Annotated in this window: 21 protein-coding genes; 5 read left to right on the top strand and 16 right to left on the bottom strand. The window is 70.0% G+C overall.

Features of this window, described 5'->3' with window-relative positions; all coding sequences use genetic code 11:
• Positions 1-54 precede the first annotated feature (54 nt).
• The 3 genes from ACIBQX_RS20290 to rho all read right to left on the bottom strand — a co-directional run bounded on the left by ACIBQX_RS20290 (position 55) and on the right by rho (position 4,078).
• Positions 55-1,821, bottom strand: coding sequence for a prolyl oligopeptidase family serine peptidase (locus ACIBQX_RS20290; protein WP_397006570.1), 1,767 nt, complete (start codon positions 1,819-1,821; stop codon positions 55-57).
• Between the two features lie 146 nt (positions 1,822-1,967).
• Positions 1,968-2,975: a putative RNA methyltransferase gene (locus ACIBQX_RS20285; RefSeq protein WP_397006568.1), complete on the bottom strand. Its 1,008-nt coding sequence runs from the start codon at positions 2,973-2,975 to the stop codon at positions 1,968-1,970.
• The gene (gene rho / locus ACIBQX_RS20280; protein ID WP_397006567.1) at positions 2,972-4,078 is read right to left on the bottom strand and encodes a transcription termination factor Rho; all 1,107 of its coding nucleotides are present in this window, start codon (positions 4,076-4,078) and stop codon (positions 2,972-2,974) included. The genes ACIBQX_RS20285 and rho overlap by 4 nt, the downstream gene beginning before the upstream one ends.
• A 358-nt stretch (positions 4,079-4,436) precedes the next feature.
• On the opposite strand from rho, the gene ACIBQX_RS20275 reads away from it, so the two are divergent.
• Entirely contained in the window at positions 4,437-4,577 is a 141-nt protein-coding gene (locus ACIBQX_RS20275; protein WP_397006565.1) for a hypothetical protein, read from the top strand.
• A gap of 9 nt (positions 4,578-4,586) precedes the next feature.
• On the top strand, positions 4,587-5,327 hold the full coding sequence (locus ACIBQX_RS20270) for an MBL fold metallo-hydrolase (RefSeq protein WP_397006563.1): 741 nt from the start codon (positions 4,587-4,589) through the stop codon (positions 5,325-5,327).
• Here ACIBQX_RS20270 and ACIBQX_RS20265 read toward each other — a convergent pair.
• Both ACIBQX_RS20265 and ACIBQX_RS20260 read right to left on the bottom strand, forming a co-directional pair.
• Positions 5,324-7,225 (bottom strand): nitrate- and nitrite sensing domain-containing protein, encoded by a 1,902-nt coding sequence (locus tag ACIBQX_RS20265; RefSeq protein ID WP_397006561.1) that lies wholly within the window; start codon positions 7,223-7,225, stop codon positions 5,324-5,326. The two genes, ACIBQX_RS20270 and ACIBQX_RS20265, sit on opposite strands and share 4 nt — an antisense overlap.
• Positions 7,226-7,342: 117 nt before the next feature.
• The gene (locus ACIBQX_RS20260; RefSeq protein ID WP_397006559.1) at positions 7,343-7,699 is read right to left on the bottom strand and encodes a hypothetical protein; all 357 of its coding nucleotides are present in this window, start codon (positions 7,697-7,699) and stop codon (positions 7,343-7,345) included.
• Between the two features lie 94 nt (positions 7,700-7,793).
• Between ACIBQX_RS20260 and ACIBQX_RS20255 the strand changes: the two genes are divergently transcribed.
• A complete protein-coding gene (locus ACIBQX_RS20255; protein ID WP_397006557.1) occupies positions 7,794-8,321 on the top strand; it encodes a DUF6886 family protein in 528 nt (175 codons plus the stop codon).
• On the opposite strand, the gene ACIBQX_RS20250 is transcribed toward ACIBQX_RS20255, so the two are convergent.
• The 3 genes from ACIBQX_RS20250 to ACIBQX_RS20240 all read right to left on the bottom strand — a co-directional run bounded on the left by ACIBQX_RS20250 (position 8,287) and on the right by ACIBQX_RS20240 (position 10,623).
• On the bottom strand, positions 8,287-9,258 hold the full coding sequence (locus ACIBQX_RS20250; protein ID WP_397006555.1) for a ketopantoate reductase family protein: 972 nt from the start codon (positions 9,256-9,258) through the stop codon (positions 8,287-8,289). The two genes, ACIBQX_RS20255 and ACIBQX_RS20250, sit on opposite strands and share 35 nt — an antisense overlap.
• A 20-nt stretch (positions 9,259-9,278) precedes the next feature.
• Entirely contained in the window at positions 9,279-10,004 is a 726-nt protein-coding gene (locus ACIBQX_RS20245; RefSeq protein ID WP_397006553.1) for a glycosyltransferase family 2 protein, read from the bottom strand.
• Positions 10,005-10,167: 163 nt separating this feature from the next.
• A complete protein-coding gene (locus ACIBQX_RS20240; RefSeq protein WP_397006551.1) occupies positions 10,168-10,623 on the bottom strand; it encodes a DUF2000 domain-containing protein in 456 nt (151 codons plus the stop codon).
• Between the two features lie 115 nt (positions 10,624-10,738).
• On the opposite strand from ACIBQX_RS20240, the gene ACIBQX_RS20235 reads away from it, so the two are divergent.
• A complete protein-coding gene (locus ACIBQX_RS20235) occupies positions 10,739-11,236 on the top strand; it encodes an Lrp/AsnC family transcriptional regulator (RefSeq protein WP_397006549.1) in 498 nt (165 codons plus the stop codon).
• 46 nt (positions 11,237-11,282) lie between these two features.
• Here ACIBQX_RS20235 and ACIBQX_RS20230 read toward each other — a convergent pair whose 3' ends face one another.
• The 4 genes from ACIBQX_RS20230 to ACIBQX_RS20215 form a co-directional block, all read right to left on the bottom strand.
• Positions 11,283-11,822, bottom strand: a complete 540-nt coding sequence (locus ACIBQX_RS20230) for an AAA family ATPase (RefSeq protein WP_397006547.1) — start codon at positions 11,820-11,822, stop codon at positions 11,283-11,285.
• Positions 11,819-13,441 (bottom strand): lysine--tRNA ligase, encoded by a 1,623-nt coding sequence (lysS, locus tag ACIBQX_RS20225; protein ID WP_397006545.1) that lies wholly within the window; start codon positions 13,439-13,441, stop codon positions 11,819-11,821. Before lysS ends, ACIBQX_RS20230 begins: the two co-directional genes overlap by 4 nt.
• A gap of 63 nt (positions 13,442-13,504) precedes the next feature.
• Positions 13,505-13,918 carry a nuclear transport factor 2 family protein gene (locus ACIBQX_RS20220; RefSeq protein ID WP_397006543.1) on the bottom strand — a complete coding sequence of 138 codons (414 nt, stop codon included), beginning with the start codon at positions 13,916-13,918 and terminating at the stop codon, positions 13,505-13,507.
• A gap of 30 nt (positions 13,919-13,948) precedes the next feature.
• Positions 13,949-14,452 (bottom strand): DinB family protein, encoded by a 504-nt coding sequence (locus ACIBQX_RS20215; protein ID WP_397006541.1) that lies wholly within the window; start codon positions 14,450-14,452, stop codon positions 13,949-13,951.
• 42 nt (positions 14,453-14,494) lie between these two features.
• On the opposite strand from ACIBQX_RS20215, the gene ACIBQX_RS20210 reads away from it, so the two are divergent.
• The gene (locus tag ACIBQX_RS20210; RefSeq protein WP_397006539.1) at positions 14,495-14,839 is read left to right on the top strand and encodes a hypothetical protein; all 345 of its coding nucleotides are present in this window, start codon (positions 14,495-14,497) and stop codon (positions 14,837-14,839) included.
• On the opposite strand, the gene ACIBQX_RS20205 is transcribed toward ACIBQX_RS20210, so the two are convergent.
• From ACIBQX_RS20205 to ACIBQX_RS20190, 4 genes are all read right to left on the bottom strand, one after another.
• Entirely contained in the window at positions 14,805-15,293 is a 489-nt protein-coding gene (locus ACIBQX_RS20205; protein WP_397006537.1) for a hypothetical protein, read from the bottom strand. The genes ACIBQX_RS20210 and ACIBQX_RS20205 overlap by 35 nt on opposite strands.
• A 226-nt stretch (positions 15,294-15,519) precedes the next feature.
• Positions 15,520-16,113, bottom strand: a complete 594-nt coding sequence (locus ACIBQX_RS20200) for a hypothetical protein (protein WP_397006535.1) — start codon at positions 16,111-16,113, stop codon at positions 15,520-15,522.
• A 33-nt stretch (positions 16,114-16,146) separates the two neighbouring features.
• Positions 16,147-18,204: a P-loop NTPase fold protein gene (locus ACIBQX_RS20195; protein ID WP_397006533.1), complete on the bottom strand. Its 2,058-nt coding sequence runs from the start codon at positions 18,202-18,204 to the stop codon at positions 16,147-16,149.
• The gene (locus ACIBQX_RS20190) at positions 18,201-19,532 is read right to left on the bottom strand and encodes an ABC transporter substrate-binding protein (RefSeq protein ID WP_397006531.1); all 1,332 of its coding nucleotides are present in this window, start codon (positions 19,530-19,532) and stop codon (positions 18,201-18,203) included. Before ACIBQX_RS20190 ends, ACIBQX_RS20195 begins: the two co-directional genes overlap by 4 nt.
• Between the last annotated feature and the right edge of the window lie 126 nt (positions 19,533-19,658).

Below are 19,658 nucleotides of genomic sequence, written 5' to 3'. Positions count from 1 at the left end.
CACACGTCAGCGCTCGTCAGTGCCCCCGTGCCCGTCAGTGCTTGCCAGTGCTCGTCAGCGGCCGTTCACGTGCTTGCGGGCGAACTCCAGCTGCAGCGTCGTCTGCGCGAGGCGCTCGGCGACCACCAGGCTCTCCCGGACGGCGTCGTAGGTGTAGACCTCGTGCTCGCGGCCGTGCTCGGCCAGCTGGCTGACGTACTGGTTGATCTGACGCAGCGGGCAGCGCAGGTCGTTCTCGCCGGACAGGATGAGCACGGGGCTCTTGACCTGGTCGACGTAGGTGATCGGCGAGCTGGCGGCGTAGCGCTCCGGATGCTCGTCCGGCGAGCCGCCGAACAGCGCCCGGTGGTGCGCGCGCAGGCTCCCTGTCTCGTCCTCGTAGGAGGTGCGGTGGCAGGCGATCGGGACGGCCGCGATCCCGGCGGCCCACAGGCCCGGCTGGGTGCCGAGGCCGAGCAGCGTCAGATAGCCGCCCCAGGCGGTGCCGGCCAGGATGAGCCGCCCGGGATCGGAGATGCCGCGATCGACGACGTACTGGCGCACCGCCGCGACGTCGGCGAGCTCGATGTGCCCGACCTCGCCGTACAGGGCGTCGCGCCACTTGGAGCCGTAGCCGGTCGAGCCGCGGTAGTTGACCCGGACCACGGCGAAGCCGGCGTCGACCCAGGCCGCCACCTCCGGGGAGAAGGCGTCACGGTCGTGCTTGGACGGGCCACCGTGCAGGAGGAAGACGGTGGGGAAGGGCGCGACGGCGTTCTCCGGCCGCGAGACGAGCGCGTGGATGCGCCCGCCGGGGCCTTCGACGTCGAGGTCCTCGACCGGGACGCTCGGCGGCGCGGCGGGACCGCCGGCGTTCAGCACGACCTGGCCGTTGGTGGAGCGGATGACGGGCGGGCGGGAGGCGCTCGACCAGGAGTACTCGACGTAGCCGCCGGGGCGGGGCGTCGCCTCCTCGATCACGCCGAGCGGCGTCTCGATCAGGGTCAGCCCGCCGCCTGCCAGGTCGTAGCGGTGCAGGTAGGTGCGGGCCCGGTCGTCGCGGCGCAGCAGCAGGCCACGGCCGTCGTGGTACCAGTCGGCGGTCAGGTCGCCGGTGTCCCGCAGCCAGATCTCACGCTGCTCGCCGGTCTCCGGATCCCACACCAGGGGCTCGGAACGGTGGCGGCGCTCGTGCAGGGCGAGCATGCGGTGGTCGCCCGGCACGGGGGCGAAGGTGAGGCCGGCCACGCCCTTGCCGGGGCCGTCGTGGAGCTCGCCGACGACCTCTCCGGACTGCCGGACGACGCGGAGCGCGGGGTGGCGGAAGTCGCCGTACTCGCCGTGGTTGATCGCGACGAGCTCGCCGTCCAGCGACATGTCGGCGACCCAGGCGGCCTCCGTGTGCTCGTACAGCAGGCGGGACGGCTGGCCCTTGGAGACCAGGTGGATGGTGAAGGCGCCCTCGCCGGCCAGGCTGATCGCGGTGACGCCGGTGGCCGACAGGGCGATGCCGCTCGGCTGGCCGGGTGCCAGGTCGGGGGCGGCGGGCTCGTCGGGGCCGCCGTTGAACGGCTGGCGCTGCCACACGCCGACCTCTTCGCCCTCGGTGTCGGCGAACCAGTAGATCCACTGGCCGGTCGGGTCGATTGCGGCGTGGACGGTGCCGCGGGGCCTGTCGGTGACCTGGCGGGTGGCGCCGGTCGCGCGGTCCCAGGCGTAGACCTCCCACGTCCCGGTGACGTTGGAGCGGTAGATCGAGCGGTTGGGGGCCAGACGTGCCCAGGATGGCAGCGACATGCGCGACGCCCGGAACCTGGCGTGCCAGCGTTCCTCGGCCTTCATCCGGTCGCGCCCCCTCCCTCTGCTAACCCGTGCCTTCAGGGCGTGGGCTGCCGTCCAGTATTGCGCCTGCGTCGCGGAAATACTCCAGGAATGTGGGGGAATTTCGGACTAAATGCCCCATCAGTAACATGTGCCTCATACGCCCGTCAAGCGACATCCCTTGACTCAGATGTCACCTCGAAGGTAGATAGGTGAAATCTCGCCCTCGCGACCACTTTTTCCCGCCTTTTCCCGCCGTTGCGGGAGAAAAAGGACGAAATCCGTTGCTCTAGCTGGGCTGTGTCAGTGTGCCACGCGCTGGGCCCCATCCCCACCACTCCGAGGATGTCGGCAGGTCCCAGCTCCATGTCGAACGCCACCTCCCGCCGCCGCGCCTCGGTGAACCCTTCCAGGCTGCGAGCCAGCCGGCTCTCTTTCTCGGCGTCCACCGAGAGCAGTCCCAGCTCCTCGACCAGCGGACTCAGGTGCTCCGGCGCGGGGGTCACGACGATCACCGCGCCACCGGGCCGCAGAATCCTGCGGAACTCGGGCCCGTTCCTGGGTGCGAACACGTTGATCACCACATCCGCCGTCCCGTCCAGGATCGGCAGCGGCCGCCAGACGTCCGCCACGAACGCGCCCAGCCGGGGATGCGCCCGCGCGGCCCGGCGTACGGCATGTTTGGACACGTCGAACGCCATCCCGATGCCCTGCGCCGTCGCTTCGAGCACGGCCGCCAGGTAGTAACCGGTCCCGGTGCCCGCGTCGACGACGACCGGCCGCCTTCCCAGCCACGCCTGTCGCCTTTCATGACCAATGCTCACTTCCGCCCCACCGTACGCCTCCGTCGCGCTGCCGTCAGCCGGGTGTGCGAACGATTCGGCGGGAAAATCACGCGTGACCCTGGCGCTCACGGCCTGGGCGAGGGCTCGGGCGAGCGGGGCGTAGTGGCCCGCGTTCAGGAAGTCGGCGCGGGCGGCGACCATGGCCGTGCTGTCGGCCGTGCCCGGTGGCCGGGAGCCGACCAGCAGGCTGACGTATCCCTGCTTGGCGACGTCGTAGCCGTGCCCGTTCGCGCACCTGAGCGCGGGGTGCTCCAGCCGCAGCGGCCGTCGGCAGACGGGGCAGGCGAGATGTTCGACGATGTCGGCCAGCATGTGTTCATTGTCGGTCACATACTCGCCTGCAGGATGAACTCGGCGTTGGAGGTGGTCTCGCGGAGCTTGCCGATGAGCATCTCCAGGCCCTGCTGCCTGCCCAGCGAGCCCAGCATGCGGCGCAGCCGCCACACGGCCCGGCGCTCCCGCTCGGGCAGGAGGATCTCCTCCCGCCGGGTGCCGGAGGCGTCGAGGTCGACGGCGGGGTACAGGCGGCGCTCCGCCAGGTCGCGCACCAGGTGCAGCTCCATGTTGCCGGTGCCCTTGAACTCCTCGTACAGACTGTTGTCCATCCGGGAGCCGGTGTCGACCAGCGCGGTGGCGAGGATCGTCAGCGAGCCGCCGCCCTCCACGTTGCGCGCGGCGCCGAAGAAGCGCTTGGGCGGGTACAGGGCGGTGGCGTCGAGGCCGCCGGTGAGCACGCGCCCGCCGCCGGGCGCCACGTTGTTGTAGGCGCGGCCGAGCCGCGTCAGGGAGTCGAGCAGCAGGACGACGTCCTCGCCGTTCTCGACCAGCCGCTTGGCCCGCTCGATGGCCAGCTCGGCGATGCGGGTGTGGTCACGGTCGGGGTGGTCGAAGGTGGAGGAGAAGATCTCGCCGCGCACCGAGGCGCGCATGTCGGTGACCTCTTCGGGCCGCTCGCCGACCAGGAGCAGCATGAGGTGCACGTCGGGGTGGTTACGCGTGATGGCGGCCGCCATCGCCTGCAGGACCATGGTCTTGCCGGCCTTGGGCGGGGCGACGATGAGGCCGCGCTGGCCCTTGCCGATGGGCGCGAACAGGTCGATGACGCGGGTGCTGAGCGACTCGGTCTCCAGGTGGAGGCGTTCGCGCGGGTGCACGGGCGTCAGGTCGCCGAAGTGCGGCCGGTGCCGCCACTCGGTCCGGCCGTTGACGGCCTCGACGCCGACCAGCTTGCCGCCGCTCGCCGAGGCGACGACATGGTCGCCGGGGCGCAGCCCGAGCTGCTTGGCCTTGTCCGGGTGCAGCCGGACGTCGTCGGGTGCGGGCAGGTTTCCGGTGCGGATGAAGGCGGCCCGGTCCTGTACGTCCAGCAGGCCCGCGACCTGACTGGTGTCGGACGTGTGGGCACGCTGACGGGGAAGGGTGTTGACAGACATGGTGACCCCTTGAGGGTGCGCCGAACGGAGTCGGCGGTGAAGTGATGAAGAAGCCCGTGCCGGCCTCTGCAAGGGGGCCCGGGGAAGGAAACAGCGGAGCCTGAGCTCAACGCTGGACGCAACGTATCACACGTCGCTGCCCAGTCAACGCCTAGCCCTGTTGAGCTATTCCCGGGCGGTTCTCGTGTCTTTACCCGCGCTTGGGGTAGCAGTCCGTAACAATGTTCTTGTCACTCCACCGCGGGCGGGACGTCGCCACGCCGGGTGTGAAGAACGACACGAAGCCCTCAAGCGTTCTGCAGGACCTTTGCAATGCGTACGGGCTTCCATGGAAGAAGAAGAATCCTAGGGGGATGACATGAACACCACCCACTGCCCACGTTGTCACAACGAGCTCGACGAGGGCCCGATCATGTACCGGTGCGCCCACTGCTGCCGCGCCGTCTTCGCCGCGGACCTGGAGAACGAGTACGTTCCGCGTCACCCCGTGGCCGCCTAGTCTGGGCGGATGCCGCACCAGTCGAAGGTCATCGCGGGCGTCGAAGTGACGCCGCTCTGTGACGCCGTGGGCCCCATGGGGGAGGCGATCCGCCGCCCGCTGGCGGAGATGTTCCCGGGAGGGAGTCTCGCCGAGGCGCAGTGGACCCTCCATTTCCACTGCTACCTGCTCCGCGATCCCGCCGGCCGTCTGACGCTCGTCGACACGGGCATCGGCGGCGTCGACTCACCGGCGTCGAGTTGGGCGCCGGTTCCCGGCACCCTGCGGGGCGAGCTGGCCGCCGCGGGCGTCGAGCCCGCCGAGATCGGCACCGTGATCCTCACGCACCTGCACAGCGACCACGCCGGTGGGGCCGTCGCCGACGGGCGGCCGCTGTTCGAGAACGCCCGCTACGTGCTCCAGCAGGCCGAGTTCGACGCCGCCCGCGGCCCGATGCTCGACCAGGTCGTCACCCCGCTCAAGGGGCAGCTGCAGGTCGTCGACGGCGACGCGGAGATCGCGCCGGGCGTGCGCGTCCACCTGGCGCCCGGACACACGCCCGGGCACCAGATCGCCCGGGCCGGCGACCTCGCCATGACCGGTGATCTCGTGCTCCACCCGGTGCAGCTCGACGACCCGGCCGTGCGCTACCTCTACGACGACGACCCGGACCGGGCCGCCGCCACTCGCGCCGAGGTGCTCGCCGAGCTGCGGGCCGAGCACGCCATCCTCGCCACCGCCCACTTCAGCGAGCCGTTCCTCAGGCTCTAGCGCCCGGCCGGCACCGCCAGGTCCGTCAGCAGGGACGACGGCAGGAACACGCTCGCGGTCAGACCGCCGTAGGGCGACGGGCTGAGCGAGACCTTGATCCCGTGCCGGGACGCCAACCGGCCGACCACGAACAGGCCCAGCCGGTCGCTCTGCGCCAGGTCGAACTCCGGCTTCTCGGCGAGACGGGTGTTGAGCTCGTCGAGCTCGGTCCGGGGCAGGCCCAGGCCGCGGTCCTCCACCTCGACGGTGAGCCCGTTCGGGGTGGCCGTGGTGCGCAGGTCCACCCGGGTCCGCGGCGGCGAGAACAGCGTGGCGTTCTCGACCAGCTCGGCCATCAGGTGCGCGACGTCGGTGACGGCGGCGCCGGTCAGCGCCAGCGGCGGCGGCTGCAGCACCTCCACCCGCTGGTACTCCTCCACCTCGGCCACGGCGGCGCGCAGCACGTCCATGATCGGCACGGGGTTGCGCCAGCCACGGCCCGGCGTCTGGTCCGACAGGATGATCAGGCTCTCCGCGTGCCGGCGCATACGGGTGGTCAGGTGGTCGAGCTTGAACAGGTCCTCCAGCACCGTCGGGTCCTCGGTGCCCCGCTCCATGCCGTCCAGCTGCAGCAACTGGCGGTGCAGCAGCGACTGGTTGCGCCTGGCCAGGTTGACGAAGACCTGATTGACGCCGTGGCGCAGCCTGGCCTGGCTCACCGCGGCCTCCACGGCCGTGGACTGCACGTTGTTGAACGCCTGGACGATGTCGCGTACCTCGGAGGTCTCGGCCTTGACCTCCAGCGGCTCGACCTCGGCCGACGAGGACGGGTTCGCGGACGTACGCAACCGATCGACCAGCTGGACCAGCCGCACCTCGGCCAGCTCGGTGGCGGCGTCGCGCAGTCCGGCGAGCTCGCGTACCAGGCGCTTGCGGAAGCGCAGCGACAGCAGGATGGAGGCGACCACGGCGAGCAGCCCGGCGCCGCCCGCCACGCCGATCTTGGCGAGGATGCCGGCGGCGGCGGGCGTGATGCGCTCCGCGACGGCCTGGCTGGAGTTGCGCTGGTTGCGCTCGATGGCCTTCCACAGGTTGTTCGCGTCGACCGGCCAGGTGGCCGCGGTGGCGGGCAGGCCGTTCATGATGGCCTGCCCCTTCATGGCGTCCTCGGTCTCGATGAACTCGGTGTAGATCGGCGAGATGATGAGCCGCTGGTACGGCGTGCGCAGCTCGTCGTCGAGGTTGGACAGCGCCTGGGACCAGAGCAGGCGCCGGGTGGCGACCATGTCGGCGAAGGCCTCACGCTCGCCGGTGCCCATCCTGCCCCGGCTGACGATCAGCGTGATCATGGCCCGTTCGCGGGACAGCAGCTCCTTGGCCTCGCCCAGCATGGCCAGCGCCTTGACGTTGCGGTAGAGCGACATCTCGGGCACCAGGATCATCGCGTCGTACAGGCGGAAGGACGCGTCCACGATCTGGCTGTAGCCGTTGATCAGGTCGAGCGGGGTGGAGTTGAGGCTGTCGACCTCGCGCCTGAGCTGAGGGAGCTGGTCGAGCTTGCGGTAGAGGTTGGTGAGCTGCGCGGTCATCTCCGGGCTGAGGTTGCGCTGCGCGCCGGCCAGCTCGCGGAAGGACCGCACTGCCTTGTCGGTGATGTCGCGCTGGACGACCAGCCCGGTGTTGTTGCGTCGCGCGGTCACGTACTGCACCGAGGACAGGCGCTCGTTCTGCAGGTGGGTGGTGAGCTGTTCGGAGGGGGCCGCGAGGTTGGTCGCCAGCTCGTCGATCTCCAGCATGCGCAGCCCGTCGCCCGCGGTCAGGGCGGCGGCGAAGGCCCATAGGCCGACCAGCGAGGTCAGGGGTACGAGGAGGAGGATGAGGAGTTTGATCGCGATAGGGCGGCCACGTGTGGGGGGCATGCGACCTCCGGGTGCATGAGGAGAGCGCCTCGCAGATTACACCCCCCATGCCGGAATGCCGCGAATCTCCGGGCGGATCCTCCGGCGCGAGGGCGGCCGGCCCCCGCGCCGGTGAGGTCACCGCGCGGTTTTCTCCGTGCGGCCGGCGACCAGCCGGTCGTCGGTGGTGCGCTCGTGTTCGAGCTTGCGCTCCAGCTCCCGCTTCTCCTCCTCCAGCTTGGCCACGCGGTCGGAGGCGTCGGCGCGGACGCTGCGCAGCCGGCGACGGCGCTGCGCCGACCTGCGCGAAGCCTGTGCGATCAGCCAGATGCCCACCAGCAGGACGGCCGCCGTGGCCGCGCCCGCGAGAAACATCTCGATGTGGTTCGGCTCGAAGGTGACGCCGAACAGGACATACCTAGCGCTCTCCTCGGTGGCGATCAACACGACCGCGGCACCGGCGAGCAGAACCAGTAACAGACCCAGGAAGATCATTTGAACTCACCCCTTGTCTCAGGCGAGTCTCAACTGCCCACACTCCGGCGCGGTATGCCCTCTGTGGCAGGGGGTTGCGGAGATGATGGCGTTCATGAGACCGGAGCCGGGCCAGGTGCTGCACTTCTCCGAAGATCCGACCATCGAGCGGTTCGTCCCGCACGTCGCGCCGACCTCGCAGCTACGCGAGCCGTACGTCTGGGCGGTCGCCGCCGACCGCTGCCCTGACTACTGGTTCCCCCGCGCCTGCCCGCGAGCCATGGCCTGGAAGGGCCCGAGAACCACCGAGGAGGACGCCGGGAGGATCATCGGCGCCGGGAGCGGGGACCGGGTGCACGCGGTCGAGTACGGCTGGCTCAGGGCGATCATGGATGTCCGCCTGTACGCCTACCGGCTGCCCGCCGAGCACTTCTCGCCCGTCGGGGAGCCCGCGCACGCCGTCGTCGCGCGGGTGCCGGTGCGGCCGCTCGGCCCGCCGGAGCCGGTCAGCGACCTGCTGGAGCTGCACGAGCAGGCCGGGATCCAGCTCCGCGTGCTGGACAACCTCTGGCCCTTCTGGAGCCAGGTGACGGCGAGCACGCTGGAGTTCAGCGGGATCCGGCTGCGGAACGCTCGTCGATGAGCCCGGACAGCGTCTCCAGCTCCATCGAGCCCGGCCGCCGCCTCTCCCGCGCGAACCTGTTGGCCTCGCGCTGCAGCACCGCGTTGGCCGGGGTGGGGATGCCGAGCTCGCGGCCGAGCAGGACGATCTCCCCGTTGAGGTAGTCGGCCTCGATCGAGCCGGTGCCCCTGGCGAGGCTCTGCCAGGACGATCCGCCGTCGCGGGTCTCGCCGCCGATCGGCAGCACCTCCACCCGGTCGCGGCGGAGCTCGCGCTCCTCGCGGGGCGTGGAGTAGACGAGGCCGGCCTCTTCGAGCACCGCCATGCCCTCCGCACGGGCCTGCTCCATGATCTCTTCCACGCCGGGCCCGTGGCCGACGAGGGCCTCGACGGCGTTGTTCAGGTTGCCCAGCAGCTTGCCGTACTTCCAGCGCATCACCTCGGGCGAGGGCAGCGCGATGAAGGAGCTGCCGTCGAGGTCGGTGGCGATCTGCTTGGCCATCGCGTCGGCGCCGTGCGGGTAGCAGCCGATGTGCAGCAGACCCGAGCGCGGTGATCCGTAGCAGGCCACGACGCCGGGCTCGGTGTGCTGGGCCGGCAGCCACACGCACATGCCGTAGACCCGGTCGAACCTACGCAGGGCGACGCGTTCGTTCTCGACGCCGTTCTGCGCGCAGACCACGGGCAGGTGCCTGGGCCACGGGTCGAGCGCGGCCACCGTGTCCTGGGACTTGGTCGCCAGGATCAGCACGTCGTCCTCGCGGACCGGCACCGGGCCGGCCGCCACGGGGATGTGCATCCGGAGGTCGTCGTGCGGGGTGATCAGGCGCAGGCCCGCACTCTTCAACGCTTCGTAGTGGGGCCCCCGGGCGATCAGCAGCACGTCGTGCCCGCTTTGGTGCAGCCGGGCTCCGATGGTGCCGCCGATCGCCCCCGCTCCGATCACGATGTAGCGCATGATTCAGAGGATGTCATCTCTCACTTCACGAGTGCCACCTGGGTCCTGGGCGCGTCCGCCGCGCGAAATCGTTCGCGCAGGATCGTCCTGAGCACACGCAGGCCGTCGCGCACGGCGTGCAGGTTGCTCTCGCCGTGGATGCGGCAGCGCTCGTGGCTGGGCACCTCCCGGATGGTCAGACCGGCCTGGACGGCGCGGACGTTCATCAGGGTCTCGATCTCGAAGCCGTCGCAGTCGAGGTCGAGGGCGGCGAGGTGGTGGGCCCAGAAGGCGTTGTAGCCGTAGCACAGGTCCGTGTACGAGGTGCCGTACAGCAGGTTCGTCAGGCCCGTCAGGGCTCTGTTGCCGAGCGAGCGGAGTCGGCTGAGGTCGTCGGAGCCCCCGCCGGGCGCGTAGCGGGAGCCCTTGGCGAAGTCGGCGCCGTCGACGAGCGCGGTGACGAACGAGAAGATCTCCCTGCCGTCGGTGGATCCGTCCGCGTCGATCATGACGATGATGTCGCCCTTGGCCGCCGCGAAGCCTTCGATGAGCGCGTTGCCCTTGCCGCGCCTGGTCTGGGTGACCACGTGCAGATCGGGGCGGAGGGTGCGCGCCACCGCGACGGTGTCGTCGCTGGAGTTGCCGTCGACGAGGATGACCTCGTCGATCCATGAGGGGAGGGTCGCGAAGACGTGGGGCAGGTTGTCGGCCTCGTTCATCGCGGGGACGATGACGCTTACGCTGACGGAGAAGGGCTGCCTGTTCATGTGGTCAAGGTTCACCATCACACATGCAAGTCGCTTGACTACGCCTTGCATTGATTGCGGACCTATGTGTTCACCTGGGACTGTTTTCTTCCCGTGACCTGGGGTCACATGTGATTCAGGAGCACTGTTGTCCGACTTGACCTGATAGGTCAAATATGTGCGGCTAGCGTAGCAGGGGCAGTCTGCCCGTGTGGCGCTCCACCTCCGCGCGCGGCCCGAGCAGGCTCACGGCGAAGTACGACAGGTCCTCCACGGCGGCGCCGGCGAGCTCGGCCAGATAGTCGTCGTAGACGTCGGCCCGCTGCGCGATCGCCGCCATGTCCGTGACGAGCAGCTCCGGATCGCCCGCCGCGTCGTCCCTGACGCGCTTGACGACCGCGGCCGGGGCGGCCAGCACCGTGCAGCCGGTCCACGGCAGGCCCGCGTGAGCCTGACCGGAGGCGTCGAACCCGCCCGAGCCCAGGATCGCCGGCGCCGCCTGGCTCACCGACGCCGCCAGACACGCCGCCGCGTTCGCCTGCAGCCCGCGGGGCAGGTCGCGATCCACCACGATCACCCATTTGACCGGCAGCTTCTTCGTAGGCAGGTCGCTGCGGCGGTCGATCTCCATGATGACCATCAAGGTCTCCCTCTGTCCGAACTTGCTAAGGAAGACTCGCGCTTGTCTCGGCGATGGAGCAACGTCAACAGGCCCATTCCGAAGAAAGTTCGGAACATCGTGAGAGCATGGGCCCGTGGACGAACTTGATACGGCCATCCTGGTCGAGCTGCAGCGTGACGGCCGCCAGACCAACCGCGAACTCGCCGAACGCATCGGCATCGCCGCCTCCACCTGCCTCGAACGGGTGCGCTCGCTGCGCGGCGACGGCGTGATCGAGGGCTTCCACGCCGAGGTCAACCTCGACGCCATCGGCAGGCCGGTGCAGGCGCTCATCCACGTCCGGCTGCATCCGAAGATCCGGGAGGCGGTGGAGGGATTCCGCGACTACGTCGCCGCGCTGCCCGAGACGCTCGCCGTCTTCGTGGTGTCCGGCGGCGACGACTTCATCATCCAGGTGGCCGTCCGCGACACCACCCATCTGCGCGACTTCGTCCTCGATCACGTCGCCCGCCACCGCAACATCGCCGACGTGCGGACCTCGCTGGTCTACGACCACATCCGCAAGACCTCCGTCGAGGTCCTGCCTCCCGGACGGGCCCCCAGGCCGCGCACCGGCCGCAAGTCCCGCTAGCCGGCCCCTTGGCGGCCGACCCTTTGCCGACTTCGTCGGCGACTCCTCAGACGACCACGGCCTCGTCGGCCCTCGCCAGGATCTCCTCGACGGTCTCGGCGGGCGTCTGCGCCGAGGTGTCGAGCCAGAGGCCGATGCGCGGGGTGTCGCGGCGCAGGGCCGTGTCGAGCTGCGCCACCGTCCAGGCGCCGTAGCCCGTCTTGGCCCGCTCCCGCTCGCGCCGCTCGACGGTGACCGCGTCGGGCGCCAGCACGACCACCATCAGCGGACGAGTGCGGATCAGCTTCACGAACAGCGACAGCTCCGGTCCGAGCACCACGTCCTGCACGATCGGGGTGAACCCCTCCTCGACGTACAGATCCGCCGCGGCCGCCGCGATCCGGTAGCGCAGGTGAAGCTGGCGCAGCGCCTCCCGCTGCGCTTCCTGCGACGGCTCCGGCGTCATCCCCTCGCCACCGCTGACCACCATGCGCCTGAACGCGTCTCCCCGTACGTGCGCCGACCGGGGCAGCCGCTCGGCCAGCGCCTGCCCGACCGTGGACTTGCCCGAGGCGGAGATCCCGGTGATCAGGAAGACCCCCTTCACACGCCGACCAGCTTCCGCACCCGGTCCGCACCCACCGCCAGCAGCAGCGTGGGCAGCCGGGGCCCGGTGTCGCGCCCGACCAGCAGCTTGTAGAGCAGCGCGAAGAAGGCCCGCTGCGCCGTCTTCACCTCGGGCGTCGGCTTGGCGTCCGCCGCCAGCCCGGCGCGCACCTTCGGCACGCCGTACACCAGCGTGGTGAGCCCGTCGAGCGACCAGTGCTCGTCCAGCCCCTCGACCAGCAGCCGCAGCGAGTCGCGCGCATCGTCGCCGAGTGAGCCGAGCAGCTCCGCGTCGGGCTCCTCGCGCACCCGGGTGCGCTGGTCGGCGGCCACCTGCGTGTCGATCCACCGCTGCGCCCGGTCCAGCCTCGGCCGGGTGTCCTCCAGCGAGGTGATCGCGTCGAGGTCGCCCAGGATCCGCAGCGTCTGGTCGGGGTCGCCGGTCGTGACGTCCACGATGGAGGCCAGCGTGCGGTAGGCCACCGGCCGCGGCGTCTCCGGCAGCGGCCTCTCCGCCGTCCGTACGGCCCGGTTGTAGGCGGCCAGCTCCGACGGCTGGCAGCTCCCGTCGGCGACCTTGCGGCCCAGGGCGTCCCACTCGTCGTAGAGCCGCTGGATCTCCTGGTCGAAAGCGATCTTGAAGGACTGGGACGGCTTGCGGCGCGCGTACAGCCAGCGCAGCACCGGCGCCTCCATGATCTCCAGCGCGTCGGCCGGAGTCGGCACGTCACCCTTGGAGCTGCTCATCTTGGCCATGCCGGTGATCCCGACGAAGGCGTACATCGGCCCGATCGGCTGCTCGCCGCCGTACACCTCGCCCACCAGCTGCCCGCCGACGATCCACGCCGACCCCGGCGAGTGATGGTCCACCCCCGACGGCTCGAACACCACCCCTTCGTACGCCCACCGCATCGGCCAGTCGACCTTCCACACCAGCTTGCCGCGGTCGTGCTCGGCCAGCCGCACGGTCTCCCCGAACCCGCAGGCGCACGTGTAGGCCAGCTCGGTGCTGTCGTCGTCGTAGGCGGTGACCGTGGTCAGATCACGCTCGCACAGCTCGCAATAGGGCTTGTACGGGTAGTAGGCGGCGCTCTCCTGGACCGTCTCCTTCGTCCGGTAGCGCGCCAGGACCGCGTCGATCCGGTCACGCTCCCGCATGGCGATGAGGATCTGCTCCCGGTAGGCGCCGGAGGTGTACTGCTCGGTCTGGCTGATGCTCCGGTATTCGACGCCCAGCTCGGTCAGCGCGGCCTCCATCGGGGCCTTGAAGTGCGCGGCCCAGGAGTCGTGCGCGCTGCCGGGAGGTGCGGGCACCGAGGTCAGCGGCTTGCCGATGTGCTCGGCCCACGCCGGGTCGACGCCCGCGGGCACCCGGCGGAAACGGTCGTAGTCGTCCCAGGACAGCAGGTGCACGCACTCGTGCCCACGCCGCCTGATCTCGTCGGCGACCAGGTGGGGGGTCATCACCTCGCGCAGGTTGCCCAGATGGATCGGCCCTGACGGACTCAGCCCGGACGCGCACACGATCGGTTTGCCCGGCGCGCGACGCTCCGCCTCGGAGATCACCTCGTCCGCGAACCTGGATACCCAGTCGGTCTCCGTGCTGTCAGCCACGCTCATCGCGCCATTCTTGCGGTTCGTCCGCCTTCAGGCGAACGTGATGCCCAGATCTACCGGGCGGTTCTACTGGGCAGTGCGCCAGGTCTGCTCCTCCACCAGCTCCCGGCTCCGCCAGCCGGCCTCGGTGCGCCGCATCCGGTGGTGGTACCAGCCGCCGCCCTGCAGCAGGCCCTCGGTCCCCGCGGGGATCAGCTCTCTCGACGGGGCGAGGGTGTCGGTGAACGGCGCGTGCACGACCGCCTCACCGTCCTCGAAGCCGATCACGGCGGCGCCCACCAGATGCAGCCGCCCCGGCCAGTGGGAGAGCACGGACGCCAGCCAGGACTTGACCTCCGGCAGCGTCCCCCGGATCCCGCCCGCCGACCGGTAGTCGATCACCGCGTCCGGGGTGAACACCTCGTCGAGGTCGTCCCACCGCCCCGAGTCGATGGCGTAGGTGTAACGGGCCAGCACGTCGATGATCTCCGAACGGTCCATCCGGTGAGCCCCTTGGTCTGTTCGCCTGGTCTATTCGCCGGTCCTGCCGTCGATCCGCTCGCGCAGCAGGTCGGCATGGCCGTTGTGGCGGGCGTACTCCTGAATGACGTGCACCAGGATCCGCCGGTGGGACACGTCGTTGCCGTCGCGCTGCCGCTTGGCGACCGCGTCCAGCGGCAGCCCGGCCGACACCTTGCGCGCCCGCTCGATCTCCTCACGCCAGGTGGCGATGGCCTCCCCGGCCGACGCGCCGTCGACCTCGTCGAAGTCGGCGTCCTGCCGCTCCTCCTTGCCGTACAGCAGGGGCACGTCCTCGTCGTCCAGCATCCGCCGGAACCACGCCCGCTCGACGTGCGCCATGTGCCGCACCAGCCCGAGCAGGGACATGCCCGACGGCGGCACGGCCCGGCGGCGCAGTTGCTCATCCGACAGTCCGGCGCACTTGGCCGCGAGGGTCTCGCGATGCCAGTCGAGCCAGCTGTAGAGGATGGCTCGCTCGTCGCCGTCGTAGATGGGAGGAATGCGCTCGTCCATGACGAAAACCTACTCGCCCGCAAGCCCGGTTAGGCTTCCGGTGTGGCGAGATCGCTGCTGGACCGCTTGGACTATTACGTCATCCTGGCCGAGGCGGGCGCCGGCGAGGCTGAGGCGATCGTCGTGGAGGAGCTCGTGCTCGCCGGTGACGGCACCGCGACCGGTCTCGACAGCGCCGGGTGGGGCACGGCCGCGGCGCGCGTGGCCGGCGACGCGTTCACCTGGGACGTACGCCGGATCGGCCCCGGCACGGCCTGGTGCCTCGACGTGACCGTACGCCTGGGCGCCCTGGTCCCGCGCAGCGGAAGGCCCGCTCGCGGTTGTGCGAGCGGGCCTGGTACGGCGGGTCAGATCAGATGTTCACCTGGTGCCAGGCGCCCTTCCTGATCACGTAGTCGCTGTACTTGCCGATCTGGCTGACGCGGATGCGGACCTTGTCCACGTTGTGGTTCCAGAAGGTGAAGTGCTTCACCGTGCCGGCGTCGCACAGCTTGTAGGAGGGGGCGCTGTCCCACTTCCAGTTCGGCTGGTAGAGGTGGTGGACCTTGACCTGGACGAAGGCGCACTTGCCGCCCTCGGCGAGGGTGCGGAAGTCCAGGTCGTACAGCCGGCCCCTGACCTGGACGTTGTTCGACGTCTCGGCCCCGTTCCAGTTGACCCGGACCGTGCCGTTGGCCCTGGCCTTGAAGTTGCTGGAGTAGTACGAACCCCAGCTCTCCACGGCCGGGCCGGCGACCAGCGGCTGGGGGTCGGTGGAGGCGGAGGCGGGGGCGCCCATGACCACGGCGGTGGCGGCGGTGGCGGCGGCGAGGGTGACCAGGGTACGAATCGAGCGACGCATGATGACTCCTTGAGGGTGAGGACTTCTGGGTTTCCCCCAAGGTCCTCAGGTGCTTTTCGGGGTGTACATCACCATTGATAGGCGCATCCGCCTGCTAGCCACTTACGCCGCCTATGCGCATGCCTGCAGGGTGCTTTATCCGTGGTTGCACGTGATCCGTGGTTGCACGTGCCGATATCAGTCAGCCGGCGAGCGCGCCTCGCCGGCCGCCGCCTCCCTCTTCGTCCTAGTTCGAGAAGCCGCCCGACCGGCTCCATCGCAGCGTGGCCGAGCCGCGCCTGAAGGTGACCTCCTTGCCGCCGTCGCTCGCCGACACCCGCTCCCAGCCGTCGAAGCTCCTGGTCAGGTGGTGGTCCCAGGTGCGCAGGCCGCCCACGCCCACGGCCGCGACGGACTCCATCGGCGGCTCGCCGTCCGAACAGTAGACGCCGAAGTCCGCCACGGCGGTGACGGTCCCGCCGAACGCCCGCAGGTGGATCCCCTGGCACGCCTCGGTCTTGGTGCCGTAGATCAGGCGCGGCTTCGTCCACCCGGCGGCCCGCAGGCTGGAGTGCTGTTCGTAGAGGCCCTTGCCGCGCCGATAGTGCATGGCCACCCGCCGCCCGTCGTCCAGCTCCACCGTGGCGTTGTACGGATCCCCGGTGCCGTGCCACGGGATGTCGCTCTTGCGGAGCTCGTGGGCCCTAGGAGAGGCGGCGGTCGGCGCGGACGCCGCCGGGGCAGGGGTCGCCCGTGTGACCGTCGGCTCCTGACCACCGCAGGCCGCCACCGTCATTAACAGCAGCATCACGGCCGACGCCGACGTGCTTGTCTTACGCATACCCCACGGTCCTCCTCGCTACGGCGACTGTTGTCAAGAGGTGGGCCCCTGGTCGAGGCCCGGCCACACTCTTATCCGCTCGAGTGCTTTCCTTGCCTCCCCGTCGGCATTGCCGATGAGAGCGCCCGCTCTGGCCAGACAGGTGAACGTACCGTCCTTCTCCGCCTGCTTGATCAGCTCTGGTGTCTTGAGCGCGGTGAAGAAGCCCAGGACCGTGTCGAGGAAGAAGAGCCGGTTGCCGATGGCCGGGCTCACCTGCGCCACCTGCTCACTCAGGTCGGTCAGCGTGTCGCACCCGCGCGTGATCTCGCTCCGGATGAGTGCGGACGCTTCGGGCGGGAGTTCGGCGCTCATGTTGCCGGCGATCCGCTTCAGCTCGCGTTCGACCAGTCGCGCCGTCGTCGCCCCCAGGTCCTCCTGGACCGTTCGCTGCCCGCTGCCGTCGACGGCGGTGTGGCCGGCGGTGTTGCCGGCAGAGTGGCCGGCATCGTGGTCCGCGAAGAGGATCGCCGCTCTCGCGATGCGGAGCAAGTTGCGGGGGATGCCGCCGGCCAGGGCGTTGAACAGGGCGGTGAAGCCCACGGGCAGGCCGATGACCCGCGCCGCCAGCAGCCGGCGCGCGTCTTCCTGATCGAGCGGTTCCACCCGCACCACCTCGTCGATGGCGCTGTCGAAGACGTCGCGCCCGCCTACCGGCGCGAGCTCGGCGGCACGTAGTGCCTCGTCCGACACCGACAGCACGAACAGGCAGCCGGGGACGTCGAAGATCACCTTGATCTCGTTGAAGAAGGTCTGCGCCTCGGATGAGGGATGGATCCGGTCGAGTTCGTCGATTCCTATCACCAGGCGGCTGCCGTTGCCGAGCCCGCGACTCGCGCTGGTGAGGAAGCGCTTGAACTCGTGCACGATCTCGGGGTACGTCAGCGGCTGACGCGACCTGGTGCGCCCGAGCTTGAAGCTCACGGCGGGAACGCCGAGTGAGGCATCGACGTTGTGCGACTGCAGGTACCAGATCTGCCGGAGCTGCCGGCCGGCCTGCCGGCGCAGCGACCGTGGGCCGTCCTTGGCCATCCGCTTGCAGACTTCGGCGAACAGGTGCAGCACGAACTCCCTCCTGTCGTAGTTCACCGGCGCGACCACCACCACGCCCACCCTCGTGGGGTCGTCGCAGAATGTCGTGAGCAGCTCGGTCTTGCCGACGCCGCGCGGGCCGGACAGCGCGATGCTGCCGTCGTCCATGCCCTTTCCCGCCACGATCAGGCTCCGCTCCGCCGGCGTTCCGACGTGCAGCGACTTACTCCGAACCCGCTTCAGGCTCGCGGTCGCCCGGATGGACATCCTGATCGCGTGTGCTCGCTCCGCTGCCGCCTCGATCGTCGGGCGGAGCTGCTCGGTGATGTCCCTGGTGAGCTCCCTGAGCCACTCCTCCTGGAGCCGCGCGAGGCGTTCTCTGTCCCTGGCGAGAGTCCCCAGGCGGGCGTAGGCCAGCCACCGGTTCCGGTTGCCGGGGGTGAGGGCGAAGGTCCACGCCGCGGCTGACAACAGCAAGGCGGGCACGGCCGCGACCCCGCTGTCGCACGCCACGGACACCAGGACGGTCAGGCCGGGTGTGACGATGCCGCCGATCACCGCCGCCATCGCGACGTAGGCCTCGTCCGGTGGCTTCCTGCTCGCCGGCCCACCTGGGACCGGCGTCAGCGCCCAGGCGATCCCGAAGGCGACGCCGCCGGCGGCCAGCAGACCGGCCAGGGCCGTCGTCGCGTTGAGCAGGAGTGAGCCGCCGGAGGGCAGGAAGTCCTGTCTGGTGACGGCCCAGCCGTACAGCAGGCAGGCCGCGACCGTCGCCGACAGGCACACAAGCAGATCAACGCCACACAGTACGGCCCGGACCGGGGCATCCGCGGCGCCCGGGGGGATGCGAAGAGCAGTCTGCCGGTAGTCGCGGGCGAAGGCGCTGCGGCTGAGCCGGGACTCCCATTCACGCTCCGCCACCGCCCGCAGCTCATCCTCGTCCGTCTCGGCTCCCTGCTCCGCCGCCTCGTTCTGGATGTCCTTGATGGCGCGGGCGAGGGCCTCATCGAAGATCTTCATCTGACCTCGTACGGTGTGAACTTCTCCGGCAGCCCGGCCGGCTGTGTTTCGCGTCCGAGCTGGACGATGGGGATGAATCGCCCCACGGCCCGCCCCTGCGCCGTCTTGGGGAAGCTGAGTGTTCCCGAGGCGCCGTTCACCTTGAAGGCCAGGACGAGGCGGCTGAGCCTGTCGTGCAGGTCGGCCCGGCTGGGCGGCTCGTGGTCGTCCGTGCCCAGCCTGATCGCCCGGGCCGCGGTGGCGAGCGCGTCGTGGTGGGCGATCGCCATGCCGTCGTTCAGGTCCTCGACCGGGAAGCCGTGCGCCTTGTAACTCCTGAGGAACTCCGTGAACCCAGCGGGCACCGGGGCGCCGACGCTGCCCGGCACCCGTGCGTCGACGGACGTCCAGGCCGCGGGATTGGCGGGGGAGGCGAAGAACACGTCGAGCTTCGCGTGGTCGATGACGGGCCGGAAACGCCGCGCCGACGCGAACCCGGTCGCGGCCGTGAGCACGGTCAGCCGGGAACTGCACGATCGCTTGACCGCCAGAGCCTGTGCGAATGCCCCGAAATCCGTCATCCGTCCGGCATAGAGGACCGTGTCGAGCGGATGCTCACGGTCGTTGGCCGCCGTGCAGACATTCGTGACCAGCTCGGCGAAATCATTGGCAGTCGCGGGTTGATCGAGTGTGCCGCCGTGGTAGGTCTGCGGAGGAAAGTGCAGGTAGCGGGTGAGCCGCGTCTGGAAACCCGCTGCCAACGAGGCCGTGTACGGATCCTCGTTGACGTCCTGGACGAGCACCGCGGACTTCAGATCCGCACGCGCGCTGAGGTAATGCTCGATCGCCTGGACGTACTGCGTGTTGCCGGGCGACACGCTCCAGAAGCCCGGCTTCCCGGTCAGGGTGTCGGCCGAGGTGATGGCGCCGACCATCGGAATGCGCTCTTCCTCCGCGCCCTTCGCGCCCAGGCTCTCCACCAACGTCGCGGTGCTGCCGACGCTTGAGCCGAGCCCGATGACCGTCAGCAGCGGATGCTCCGCCTCCGACTCGCCGCGGATCTTGTTCATCAGGCGGTCGCTCGCGTCCTGCCTGCTGCCTTGGTTGGCGAGGATCAGCTGGATCTGCCGGCCGGAGTCGCCGATCGCCTGGCTGTGGTTGGCGCGGACCAGTGCCGTGTAGGCGCCCTGGAGGGCGTGTTCGATCTGGTCGAGCGGCATCGCGGACGCGTTGGTCCTGGAGACGGTGAGGGGCATGAGCAGGGCGATCTTGACGTACCGGTCGCTGTTCGTGGCGACCCGCTCGTTCTCCTGATAGATCTTCGCCTGGATCTGGTTGATCCTGCGCATGACGGCCGCCTTGGCGGGGTCCCGCTCAGCCGCTGGCTTGTTGAACAGGACGTCGCCGTAACTGGTGCCGATTCGTTCGCCATGACGGGAATCGTTCTGCCAAGTGCGTTGCGCGTTGTGGATCGC

Source organism: Nonomuraea sp. NPDC049714 (assembly GCF_044465295.1).
In the GTDB taxonomy this organism is placed as follows: domain Bacteria; phylum Actinomycetota; class Actinomycetes; order Streptosporangiales; family Streptosporangiaceae; genus Nonomuraea.
Note: the sequence above shows the minus strand (reverse complement) of the source record. Positions and strands in the feature narration are given on the sequence as shown.